This window comes from Pseudoalteromonas sp. MMG007 (assembly GCF_018100985.1).
Classification (GTDB): Bacteria; Pseudomonadota; Gammaproteobacteria; order Enterobacterales; family Alteromonadaceae; genus Pseudoalteromonas.
This window is the reverse complement of record NZ_JAGJEI010000005.1, coordinates 213,576-225,795: the sequence shown is the minus strand read 5'-3', so window position 1 is coordinate 225,795 and position 12,220 is coordinate 213,576. Positions and strand designations below refer to the sequence as shown.

Here is a 12,220-nt window from a genome sequence, read left to right as displayed (position 1 = left end):
CTACTGACCTTTGGACCGGGTGATCAAGAGTAGGTAGTGCTTTTTCCTTCAGATGTACTTTTATGTATTTACTTAAATTTTGGTACGACTGAGTGGATTCGAACCACCGACCCCTACCATGTCAAGGTAGTGCTCTAACCAACTGAGCTACAGTCGTATTACTTATTTAAGATGCCGGCAAAATTAATAACCAGCGGGCGCTAATATATAGCGTGCAGAGTGCTGAATCAAGCATGTTTGTAGCTTTTGAGTTTATTTGCCGTTTTTTTATTCATATTGGGCTAATTTCGCACGTTTCATAAAACCTTTGCCACCAAATAACATGATTTTTGGCTGAGCTTTTAAGTAAGTTCAGTAAGTTAGTGTTTGATTGAGGTTTTATTAAGTTATTAATCGGCTCACTTGTAATACTTTGGCCAAACCACAGCTTCTTGTAAAGCGGTTGTAGCTCTTCTAAATAACCTGTGAGTTGTGCTTGATAAGGTTGAATATCTTTTAAATAAAACTTTTGAAATACATTACTTATTATTTTGGCTTTTTTATTGTTTTTGCCCACAGGGCAAAGGTTATTTAAGTTTAGTGTTTTTACAAACTCTGTAGCACTATTATTTAATACCACTTGCATGCGAGCTGATTGAATCAGCGCTTGGTTAAATTGATATTTGTTTAACTGCTCAAGAGCACTAAAAATAACATTCGTGTTTATACTATCAAACTCTTGGCTGCTTATTTTTTGTTTTATGGCAACCAGCTGTTTAAGGGCATGTAAAGTATCGCTAAAGCCTGCGGGTTCTTTGTTTAGCTCGGTTGATGTTAATTGCCATGTTTGGTTTAGCTCTCGTTCTTTAAAAAGCATGGTATTAAAATAGTGCATTATATGCGTTTGTTTGTAGGTTTTAGCTTTTTGTATTTTACTAAAGATAGGGCTGTTTTTATCAAGCGAGTTTAAGCAAATCTGTGCGCTTTGTATAAAATTTATTTGATACTTAAATTTACCCGCAGCACTGGCTGTTTTACCTAATTGGTTATTGTGCTCACTGATTAGTACGTTTAATTTGCAATGGCTAATACCTGCAAGTTCAACAATACTTAAAGTGATATTGTTTTTTTCTAGCGGCGAAGGAGGTAACAGCGAGAGCTGCTTAAGTAAACTAGGCTCAATAGCAGCCACATCAAGTGTACTGCTTAAGCGTTCAACATAGGTTTTATTTGTATCACTAGGGGCTTTATTACAGCCAACCAGCAAAAAGCTGAACAGTATAAGTAAAGCAACTAATGCTGTGTCGTTTGAAAATATGCTAGCTTTTATTGAGTGCTTCATTATTACTAAACTCATACTTAAGGCGTTTGTGTACTGTGAGCATTAAAAGTATAGCAGCAACACTTAGGCCTACTATAATTCCTACCCAAAAGCCATGAGGCCCCATGGCTTGTATTATTATATTTTTTCTTGCCAATACGAAACCTAAGCAAAAGCCGATTAACCAGTACGATATAAACGTAATGTACGATATTGGTGCGGTGTATTTTAAGCCCCTTAGTATGCCATTAGCTGCAACTTGTAGCGCATCAGGTAATTGATATATACATGCCAAAATCATGATTGATGAGGCCAATGCCAACACCGCAGGGCTGTCGCTATACAGTTGGCTAATATAGTCTCTGCCTGTAAATGTAATGAGCGCCAAAAATAATGCAATGGCAATAGCTAAAATATAGCTGGTAGAAACCGCTACTTTTAATTGCGTCATATTATTTTGGCCAAACAAATTACCAATGCGAATACTAATAGCGATTGATAGGCTCAGCGGCATCATGAAGAGTAATGTAGTAACACTTGCAGCTATTTGATGCCCTGATACCGCAACGGCACCTAAATGAGCAATAAACAAAGGGATACATGCAAATAAAGTCACTTCAAAAAAAGTGGCTAGCGATATAGGTATACCCAGCTTTGTTATAATACCAATAGTACTAAAATTAGGCTTTTCGAATGATGAAAGTAGCCCTTTAGCGTCTATTTTTTTACTCATTTGGCAATAGGTTACTTGGGCTATGGCCATAATAGTTAATACTATGGCGGTAGCAATACCGCACCCCGCACCGCCGTAAGCAGGTAAACCAAATAAGCCATTTATAAATATGTAATTAACCGGAATATTTACAGCGAGCCCCAGTAGGCTGATATAAAACGCGGGCTTGGTCATACCCATTCCTTCGGTCACGTTTCTATAAACTGTAAATATTAAAAAGCCAAATACTCCCCATTTTACAAAGTGAATGTAATCGTAAGCTAAATTAGCAATCGCTGGGCTGGTATCGAGTTTAAAAATAATGGTATCGGCTAAATAGCTTATCGCAAAGCCGGTAAAACTTAAAATAGCGGTTAAATAAAGCGCTTGTTGAAAATAGTGACTAATGCCTTTTCTGTCATCGCTACCTGAAAACTGGGCAATAATACCGGTAAGGGCTAATAAGATCCCTTGTAAAGCCATTAATAAAGGGTTCCAAATACCCGTAGCAATAGAAAGCGCGGCCAAATCGGTTGGGCTTACTTGTCCGGCCATAATAGTGTCGACCACTGACATTAAAATAAGTGTGACTTGTGCTAAAAAAACAGGTAAAGCAAGAGAAAGTAAACGCTTAGCTTCCCAATTACAAAAGGTCATAAAAACAGCTATTAGATTAAACAGGCGGCAATTGTAATCTATTGTGTTTCAAATAAAAATCACAGTAGTGAATGATTTTGCGAGTTGATACGTTAAACTATCACTTTGTAATAATTTAAAGTGATTTTATGTTTACAGGAATTGTGCAAACACAAGCGACCGTTGTATCTAAAGTGCTAAATGAAGGCGTTATTCGCTTAGTGGTGTCGGTAGGTGATGAGTATGTTAAGCACCTTGATTTAGGGGCGAGTATTGCAATTAATGGCTGCTGTTTAACCGTTGTTAAAGTTGAACTAAGTAACCACGATGTAGTGGCGCAAGTTCACTTTGATGTGATTGACGAAACGCTGGCGCTTACAAACTTAGGCGAGTTGGAGTTAGGGAGCTTAGTTAATTATGAGCGTTCTGTAACGTTTGGTACTGAGCTTGGTGGGCATATAGTGTCGGGGCATATCCACTGTGCGGCACAAATAAGCCAAATAATTAAAGTGCAAAGTAACTGTAAAATTCAGCTTAGCTTACCTAAAAAATGGCAAAAATATGTGATCTACAAAGGATTTGTAGCCATTAATGGCGCAAGCCTAACTGTTGGTGAGGTGGATGAACACGGTTTTTGGTTACACCTGATCCCTGAAACACTGGCCATTACTAATTTAGGGTCAGCACAAGTAGGCGATAAGCTAAACATTGAGGTCGATCAGCAAACCTATACCATTATTAATACGGTCGAAAACTACTTACGCCACCAAGGCTAGAATATTTGTTCGTCATCGCTGTCTATATGTAACTCTAGCTTTTTATTCACATGGTCAATATGCATGTTTAAATGGATAGGGTTACAGCAAGCGCTGCACTCTTCAATGTAGTCTTGATCGCCCATACTTGCGTCTATATCTAAATGTATGTGATTGCCGCAATGTGGGCAGGTGATACGTTGTGATAAAAAGTCTTTCATAATCACTCCCGCTATAAATAATAAAGTTAGGTCCAACTTAATCTCTGACAGATGAACCTCTACTTACTCATTAAATATAGCGCTGAAATGCAGCTTATGACACTTATTTTACAGCTTTAAAGAGTTTAACTAAGCAGCCTATCGATATGTTGTTTTGCTTCAGTAAGATAGTGCCCTGCAAATATATTAGCGTGGTTTAAAATAGGGTATAGCTGATATATGAGTTTGCGTTTTTCATAGTTTGGAGAAAGCGGGTAGTGCTTGTTATAGGCGTTATAGAAGTCGTTAGGTAGTGGCGCAAATAATTCGCTCATTGCCATATCAACCTCGCGGTCACCGTAATAGCAAGCAGGATTAAATAAAGTGGGTATATTTTAATAAACCCCATATTCCCACGCCAAAAGTCACCATGTAAAAGAGAGGGCTCTATATGATGATTATGCAGCTGCTCTTTAACTAAATTTATTATGCGCTCAGGTTCAACTAGGTTTATGTTTTTTTCAGCGAGGAGTTGTAATTGCCAGCCAATGCGCTCTTCTGCGTAAAATACATCCCACTTTTTATGCCATCTATTTGGTTGCACAGTAGTGGCTAAATAGTTATCTACATCAAAGCCATACATAGCTTGAGGATGCTTTTGATGCAGCATTGCAAGGTGCTTTCCCATATCACCCCAGCGCGTATGTGGCTGCTTATCGAGTACGAGCCATTCGAGCACAATAAACGAAAACTCAATGTTAGCACCTGTTACAATACAATCAGGCACCATAAAAATACTGTTTTGTGTAAGAAGTTTAAGGCCTACTGCTTCGCTTTCGAGGCGTTCAAGCTCGCTTTTAAGCGCTATTTTAACTAAATAATTATGAGTACCATTGGTTAAATGAAAGAGTTTATCGGTATTTGTACTTTGCAATTGGCGTTTATAAGTGTGTTTAAAGTCATAATGAATGGCTTGGCTAATATGCTCGTTTACAGTTTTCCACATAGTTATTGCTCGCCTTTTAAACAGGTATTTAAACTATGGCAAAAAAGTATTAATTTAACAAACTAATCGTTGTAAAATTAACGATATAAAAAATGCTAATGGAGCACTAATGAATAAGAGTTTTATCACCAATTTACTTGCTGGCGTGTGCGTAGTAGCGGGTTACTTTTTTGACCAAGCAATTGTGTTGTCGGTTGGCTTATTTGCCCTCTCTGGTGCGGTTACAAATTTATTAGCTATTCATATGCTATTTGAAAAAGTCCCTTTTTTATATGGCTCTGGTGTTATAGCGCTTAAATTTGAGAGCTTTAAAGTAGCAATTCGCGATTTAATATTAACTGAGTTTTTTTCAGAGCAAAAAATCAATAATCTGCTCAATAAAGCACAGCCAAATATCGACTTTGCACCCATTATTAGTAACGTTGATTTAAACCCTGCATTTGACAATTTATTGGAGGTCATAGAGCAGTCTCAGTTTGGCAGCATGTTAGGTATGTTTGGTGGCACAGCCGCCATTGAGCCAATGCGAGAAAAATTTATAGAAAAAATGCAATTGTCGCTTAGTGAGATTTCTCAAACTGACAACTTTAAAGCATTAGTAAACCAAACACTCTCACAAGGTAATAGCGCACAAAGCTTACACGATACGGTACTTAAATTAGTGGATGAGCGTTTAGATGAGCTAACACCTAAAATGGTGAAAGAAATAATTCAAACCATGATCCGTGAGCACTTAGGTTGGTTAGTGGTGTGGGGCGGTGTATTTGGTGGCTTATTTGGTTTAATCGCAGCTGTTATATAATAAAACTAAGCCTGATTATAAACAGGCTTAGTTTTGCATTAACGCCATACTATTTTGGCCCTGTAATAATTACTTTTTCAGGGTTAAATGTTTTTGCTATATCTTTAATTGACGTACGGGTACTGGTATCAATATTTAAATAGTTAGCGCTTTTATCTAAATTATATAATGTGACAAAGTCACCCATTAATAGGTTATTGCATTTAAGCTTTTTGCTTATAACCGCTTTACTAATATTTAAATTACGTGATGTTTTACGAAGTACATGCGCTTTATTAGCCGCTACAGCCATACATGCTTGTGTACCAGCTGATGAATCAGCAGCTTCAAATTGAACTGCCAAAGCAGGGGTTACTAATAGTGTTGCGCCAACTACCAACGTTGTGCATAAACTAGCTTTTAACGTATTCATAATTATTCCTCATTGTTTGTGGTTCAGCTTTATTATTGAGCTATTTAATCTAAAAAGCTGTTAACCAAACGCAACAAGGTGTAAGCATGTATGTGAAAAATACACACTTTACGTAGGCGCTTGAATATATACTTTTTTAAAATGTGTTTTTTGACACACTTAAGTAAAATTATTTTATAGCGACCAATTTTATTAATAACATAATCATTCTATCGTATTAAATAGCGCACTCACTGCGTTAAAAATGATTCGTGTAGAATAACTACACGTCATAATTTTTGCCTTGTTATTGCGCTATTTTCATAACGAAATAATAGGCCACTAATTTAATGCAATTGGTATAACTTATTTTTTCAGCCTGCTATTATCGCCCCCATTATTTGTGATGTTTTATTAGCGCGTATTTTATTAGGAGCACCAGTGAGCAAAACGTTAGCAAGCTATTATCAGCAAGCGTATGCATGTGAGCACAAGCATTTTAATCAATGTTTTTATTGTGGCTGCGAAGCAACAGAGCGAGACCATTGCCCACCGCTGCATATGCTACAAAGCATTATAGATTTGGGCGAAGAAGCCGATTTTGTATCAATTGCAGCATGTTATGAGTGCCATGCACTATTACATAACGAAAGGCTTATGAGCATAGATGAGCGCTTTACTAAGCTTAAAAAAAAGCTCTCAAGCAAATATGCAAAAGCGCTGCGCGTATACAATATGTGGGAAGAAAACGAACTTGGCGAAATGAGCGACGAATTTGCCCATAGCATTCAAGCGGGTATGAAATTAGGTAAAGAAGCATCAGAGCGCCTAGCGTTTACGGGCTTTAGTTATGCCACAGAAGAAGCGCGCGTAACTGTACGTGAAAAAACTAAAGAGTTTGATGTAGAAGGCATGATTTTTACTGACTTTAAAGAAGCGTTAAACTACTGCATTAATAGTCTTGAAGTACAAAAAAGTGATTTTTATAAAATTTTAGTAGAAGATTACAACGGCGACTTTAACAAAGCGTTAAGCCAATATCGTCATCGTCACGATAAAGTAACCGCAGCGAAAGACGGGAATACCTTAATTAAAGAGTTTTCAAAGCAACATAAGCAAAATTCAGATTTTGTAACTCGTACCGTTAAACACTTTATAAGCAAAGACCCGTCACTTACAACCGAAGGCGCGCTTGAAAAGCTGTATAACAATTATATAAAAAAATAATTACAGTCATTTAACTCAATTAATCGCTTTTTTACCTGTTTTTTTAGCTTTATACCTTAGCTTTAGCTAAAGTAGCAAAAAAACAGGAGAACCTAACAACATGCAAAAATTTGCTCCCTCATTGTTAGCAGTTGGTTTAGCTGCTGCACTTGTTGGTTGCCAAGAAAATGGCCCACAAGATCCAAAAATAACGATTAATAAAAACCCTTACCCAAGTACTTACAAACCAGTAGCTACTAGTAGCACATTAATCACAAACGCGACTGTACTTACCGGTACGGGTGAGCGTTTAGATGAAACTGATGTTTTACTTGTTGATGGTAAAGTTCAGCAAGTAGGTAAAGACTTATCTGCTAATGCAGACACGACAATTGATGCAATGGGCAAATGGGTAACTCCAGGTATTATAGATGTTCACTCTCATCTAGGCGCCTACCCAAGCCCATCAGTTGAGTCGCATCAAGATGGTAACGAAATGACGAGCCCAAATACTGCTGAGGTATGGGTTGAGCATTCTGTGTGGCCACAAGACCCTGGCTTTAACCGCGCTCGTGAAGGCGGTATTACCTCATTACAAATTTTACCAGGCTCAGCTAACTTATTTGGTGGCCGAGGCGTTACGCTTAAAAACGTACCAGCACATACCATGCAGGCAATGAAATTCCCTGAAGCGCCAAATGGTTTGAAAATGGCGTGTGGTGAAAACCCTAAACGTGTTTATGGTCGTCAAGGTACATTACCTTCAACCCGTATGGGTAACATGGCCGGTTACCGTATGGCATGGGCAGAAGCGCAAGAGTATAAGCGCGCATGGGACAAATACGACGCTGATTACGAAGCTGGTTTAAACCCAGAAGCACCCGTTCGCGACATTAAGCACGATACTCTTCGAGCGGTGCTTGAAGGTGAAGTATTAATTCACAACCATTGTTATAAAGCTGAAGAAATGGCCATGATGATTGACCTTTCTAAAGAATTTAATTATCACGCGGGTACATTCCACCACGGCGTAGAGGCTTACAAAATTGCCGACCTTTTAGCTGACAACGGTTCGTGTGCTGCACTTTGGCCTGATTGGTGGGGCTTTAAAATGGAAGCGTACGACATGGTTCAAGAAAACGTAGCGATTGTAGATGCGGTTAAAAACTCATGTGCGGTTGTGCACTCTGATTCTGATACAACCATTCAACGCTTAAACCAAGAAGCCGGTAAAGTAATGTATCGTGCAAACGAAAATGGTTTTGATATTTCTGAGCAGCATGCCATTAAATGGATCACGTCTAATGCTGCTAAATCTTTAGGTATTGCAGATAAAACTGGGTCGCTTGAAGCCGGTAAACAAGGTGATGTAGTTATTTGGAATCAAAGCCCATTTAGTGTTTACGCAAAAGCAGAGCAAGTGTTTGTTGATGGTGCAAAAGTTTATGATAGAAACGATAGCGCATTCCAAGCACAAAGTGATTTTATGTTAGGCCAACAATAAGGAGCCCAGAATGAAAAATTTATCACGTTCGTTTTCGCTATCTCTGGTTGCTGCTGGATTATTAGCCTCAGGTACGGCAAGTGCCCAATCGCTTGCTATTGTAAATGCAACACTGCATACATCGACCGAGCAAGGCGTTTTACAAAACGCTAGCATAGTAATGGATAACGGAAAAATTACCGCCATTAATCCAACACAAGTGCAAGCAGATAAAGTTATTGATGTAAAAGGTCAAATTGTAACACCTGGTTTTATTTCAAGTATTAATCAGCTTGGCCTTGTTGAAGTGAGTGCAGTTGCAGGCTCTCGCGATGCAGGGGAAGAAAAAGCGGGTATTGATTTTGATGTAAGTCTTGCTTATAACGCGCATTCAAGCTTAATACCTTACGCGCGTAAGGGCGGGGTTACACGCGATGTAATAACACCTCACGGTGGCGACAGTATTTTTTCAGGCCTTGCAAGCGTTGTTGATTTAAGTGGTAGTTTTGATAGTGACATTCAAAAACAAGCGGCTTTAATTGTTTATTTAGGTGAACGCAGAAAAGGCTCTCGTGCTTTTACATTACAGACACTGATTAATAAGCTTGAAGAGCACCAAACTAAAGCTTCTAAAAAGTCTAAAAAAGATGACGACAGTAAGCCAAGTACCGAAGATAAAGTAATGGCTAAAGTACTTAGCGGCGATATGCCACTTGTAGTTGGTGTATCGCGTGCGGCAGATATTATTGAGCTTCTTAAGGTTAAAAAGCAGTTTGGCATTAATCTAGTGCTAAATGGTGCACAAGATGCAGTTGTAGTAAAAGAGAAACTCGCTCAAGCGCAAGTGCCAGTAATTATTAGTGCAATGGACAGCTTACCTTCAAGCTTTGACTCACTTCATGCAAGTTTAGATAACGCAGCCGTGCTTGAAAAAGCAGGGGTTAAGGTTATTTTGACTGTAGGCGGGGATGCTAGCCATAATATTTACCAGCTTCGTTTTGATGCCGGTAATGCAGTTTCGTATGGCATGAGCCAACAGGGTGCATTAAACGCTGTTACATCCAATGTAGCCGACGTATTTGGCATAAATGCAGGTAGCCTGGAAGTAGGTAAAGCTGCCGATGTGGTTGTATGGAGTAACGACCCATTTGAGCTAAGCAGCCATGTAAGTAAAATGATTATTAACGGTGAAGAAGTTTCTACACAGTCTCGTCAAGATAAGCTACGTGACCGCTATACTACAGATTCTACAATGCCACGCGCTTATACAAAATAATTAATAAAGCTTTAATTATCTAAAATTCAGGTTAATTATTAAAGGCCGCTACTTTAACGTTAAAGTAGCGGCCTTTTTATATAAAATGAAGACACAAAAAAACCGCTTACTTTAAAAGTAAGCGGTTTTTCAATTTAATCTAAAATTATACTAATTTAGATAAAATTTCGTTAAATGTAGCACTTGGGCGCATTGCTTTAAATGCAGCATCATCATTTGGTTGGAAGTAACCAGATAAGTCTACAGCAGGGCCTTGCGCTTCATTAAGCTCGTTTACGATTTGATCTTTTTGTGTCTCTAAATCGCTAGCAATTTGAGTGAACTGCGCTTTAAGCTCACTGTCTTCGTCTTGCTTAGCAAGCTCTTGAGCCCAAAATAAAGATAAGAAGAAGTGAGAACCACGGTTATCAATTTCTTTTACTTTACGTGAAGGCGACTTGTTTTGTGCAAGGAAAGTACCTGTTGCTTTATCTAGTGTATCAGCAAGTACTTGTGCTTTTTTGTTACCAGCAGTCACACTTAAGTGTTCAAGTGAAGCAGCAAGTGCTAAAAACTCACCTAGAGAATCCCAACGTAAGTGATTTTCTTTTTCGAATTGCTGAACGTGTTTAGGTGCAGAACCACCCGCGCCAGTTTCAAATAAGCCACCACCGTTCATAAGTGGAACAATTGAAAGCATTTTAGCACTTGTACCCAACTCTAAAATTGGGAATAAATCTGTTAGGTAATCACGTAGTACGTTACCTGTTACAGAAATAGTGTCTTTACCTTCTTTAATACGCGCTAAAGAGAATAGTGTTGCTTCAAGCGGTGCTAAAATTTGAATATCTAGGCCAGCAGTGTCGTGATCTGGTAGGTATTTGTTCACTTTTTTGATTAGTTGTACATCGTGAGCACGGTTTTCGTCTAACCAAAAAATTGCCGGAACGCCAGTTGCACGTGCACGGTTTACTGCAAGTTTAACCCAATCTTGGATTGGTGCATCTTTAACCTGACACATTCTCCAAATATCGCCTTGCTCAACAGTGTGCTCAAGTAAAGTAGCGCCATTTGCATCAACAACACGGATAAAACCGTCAGCTTTTGCTTCAAACGTTTTATCGTGCGAACCGTACTCTTCAGCTTTTTGAGCCATAAGGCCAACGTTTGGAACGCTACCCATAGTTGTTGGATCAAATGCGCCGTTTTCTTTACAAAAATCAATAGTTGCTTGGTAAACACCTGAGTAACAACGATCTGGAATTACAAAGCTTGTGTCTTGTAATTTACCGTCGTTATTCCACATTTGACCGCTTGAACGGATAGCAGCAGGCATAGACGCGTCAATGATCACATCACTTGGTACGTGTAAGTTTGTTATGCCACGGTCAGAATCAACCATAGCAATGGCAGGGCGATCTGCGTAAACAGCTTGAATGTCTGCTTCAATTTCTTCGCGCTTAGCGTCGTCTAATGTTTGAATTTTAGAGTATACGTCGCCTAAACCATTATTTACATCAACACCTAGCTCTTCAAAAAGCTCACCGTGTTTAGCAAATACATCTTTGTAGAATACCTTAACAGCGTGACCAAAAATAATTGGATCAGACACTTTCATCATTGTCGCTTTCATGTGTAGCGAGAATAAAACGCCTTTTTCTTTAGCCGCATCAATTTCTGCTGCTAAGAACGCTTGAAGCTTAGAAGCGCTGATGCGTGATGCATCAATAACTTCACCAGCTAAAAGTGGAGTGCTTTGCTTAAGTACAGTGATGTCGCCGTTAGTAGCTACATGTTCAATACGAACATCAGTTGCAGTATCTACAGTTACAGATTGCTCTGAACCAAAGAAATCGCCTTCGTTCATGCTTGCAACGTACGACTGCGAATCTTTGCTCCATGCACCCATTGAATGAGGGTTGTTACGTGCATATTCTTTAACAGAACCAGGCGCGCGACGATCAGAGTTACCTTCACGTAATACAGGGTTTACTGCACTACCTTTGATTTTATCGTAAGTTGCTTGAATTGCTTTTTCTTCATCGTTTTTAGGCTCAGAAGGGTAATCAGGTAACGCATAACCTTTAGCTTGTAGTTCTTTAATTACTGCGCGAAGCTGTGGAACGGATGCACTGATGTTTGGTAATTTGATGATGTTAGCTTCAGGTGTTTTTGCTAATTCGCCAAGCTCTGCAAGTGCATCATTAATGCGTTGCTCTTCAGTTAGGTAGTCAGGGAAGTTTGCAATTACACGACCTGCTAGTGAAATATCGCGAGTTTCAACTTCAACACCTGCCGCATTAGTATAGGCTTGGATAATTGGTAACAACGAGTAAGTTGCTAGTGCCGGAGCTTCGTCCGTTTTTGTATAGATAATTTTTGATGTCATCATCATTCCTAGATAGTAGGCCAAAGGCCTTATTCAACAATGCAAAGGAACTCATTAAGCTTGAGAAGCCGTATCAACTCTCAAA

The 12,220-nt window shown here is 38.9% G+C and carries 10 protein-coding genes, 1 tRNA gene and 1 pseudogene; 5 read left to right on the top strand and 7 right to left on the bottom strand.

What is annotated here, in order from left to right; genetic code table 11:
• Window positions 1–80 precede the first annotated feature (80 nt).
• From J8L71_RS09130 to J8L71_RS09120, 3 genes are all read right to left on the bottom strand, one after another.
• A tRNA-Val gene (locus J8L71_RS09130) sits at window positions 81–157 on the bottom strand.
• Between the two features lie 114 nt (window positions 158–271).
• Window positions 272–1,321 (bottom strand): DUF3080 family protein, encoded by a 1,050-nt coding sequence (locus tag J8L71_RS09125; RefSeq protein WP_211000268.1) that lies wholly within the window; start codon window positions 1,319–1,321, stop codon window positions 272–274.
• Window positions 1,299–2,669, bottom strand: a complete 1,371-nt coding sequence (locus J8L71_RS09120; RefSeq protein ID WP_211000267.1) for an MATE family efflux transporter — start codon at window positions 2,667–2,669, stop codon at window positions 1,299–1,301. The genes J8L71_RS09125 and J8L71_RS09120 overlap by 23 nt, the downstream gene beginning before the upstream one ends.
• Window positions 2,670–2,797: 128 nt before the next feature.
• On the opposite strand from J8L71_RS09120, the gene J8L71_RS09115 reads away from it, so the two are divergent.
• Entirely contained in the window at window positions 2,798–3,424 is a 627-nt protein-coding gene (locus tag J8L71_RS09115) for a riboflavin synthase (RefSeq protein ID WP_058549773.1), read from the top strand.
• Here the strand turns inward: J8L71_RS09115 and J8L71_RS09110 are convergent.
• Window positions 3,421–3,624: a CPXCG motif-containing cysteine-rich protein gene (locus J8L71_RS09110; RefSeq protein ID WP_211000266.1), complete on the bottom strand. Its 204-nt coding sequence runs from the start codon at window positions 3,622–3,624 to the stop codon at window positions 3,421–3,423. The two genes, J8L71_RS09115 and J8L71_RS09110, sit on opposite strands and share 4 nt — an antisense overlap.
• A 125-nt stretch (window positions 3,625–3,749) precedes the next feature.
• Window positions 3,750–4,609 (bottom strand): annotated as a pseudogene (locus tag J8L71_RS09105) (fructosamine kinase family protein).
• 109 nt (window positions 4,610–4,718) lie between these two features.
• Between J8L71_RS09105 and J8L71_RS09100 the strand changes: the two are divergent.
• Entirely contained in the window at window positions 4,719–5,411 is a 693-nt protein-coding gene (locus tag J8L71_RS09100; RefSeq protein ID WP_211000265.1) for a DUF445 domain-containing protein, read from the top strand.
• Between the two features lie 49 nt (window positions 5,412–5,460).
• Here the strand turns inward: J8L71_RS09100 and J8L71_RS09095 are convergent, their stop codons facing one another.
• Window positions 5,461–5,823 (bottom strand): DUF3718 domain-containing protein, encoded by a 363-nt coding sequence (locus J8L71_RS09095; protein ID WP_211000264.1) that lies wholly within the window; start codon window positions 5,821–5,823, stop codon window positions 5,461–5,463.
• Window positions 5,824–6,243: 420 nt separating this feature from the next.
• On the opposite strand from J8L71_RS09095, the gene J8L71_RS09090 reads away from it, so the two are divergent.
• The 3 genes from J8L71_RS09090 to J8L71_RS09080 all read left to right on the top strand — a co-directional run bounded on the left by J8L71_RS09090 (window position 6,244) and on the right by J8L71_RS09080 (window position 9,767).
• A complete protein-coding gene (locus J8L71_RS09090; protein WP_211000263.1) occupies window positions 6,244–7,029 on the top strand; it encodes a hypothetical protein in 786 nt (261 codons plus the stop codon).
• 100 nt (window positions 7,030–7,129) lie between these two features.
• The gene (locus J8L71_RS09085) at window positions 7,130–8,512 is read left to right on the top strand and encodes an amidohydrolase (protein WP_211000262.1); all 1,383 of its coding nucleotides are present in this window, start codon (window positions 7,130–7,132) and stop codon (window positions 8,510–8,512) included.
• A 10-nt stretch (window positions 8,513–8,522) separates the two neighbouring features.
• Window positions 8,523–9,767, top strand: coding sequence for an amidohydrolase family protein (locus tag J8L71_RS09080; protein WP_211000261.1), 1,245 nt, complete (start codon window positions 8,523–8,525; stop codon window positions 9,765–9,767).
• A 145-nt stretch (window positions 9,768–9,912) separates the two neighbouring features.
• On the opposite strand, the gene J8L71_RS09075 is transcribed toward J8L71_RS09080, so the two are convergent.
• The gene (locus J8L71_RS09075; RefSeq protein ID WP_211000260.1) at window positions 9,913–12,135 is read right to left on the bottom strand and encodes an NADP-dependent isocitrate dehydrogenase; all 2,223 of its coding nucleotides are present in this window, start codon (window positions 12,133–12,135) and stop codon (window positions 9,913–9,915) included.
• Between the last annotated feature and the right edge of the window lie 85 nt (window positions 12,136–12,220).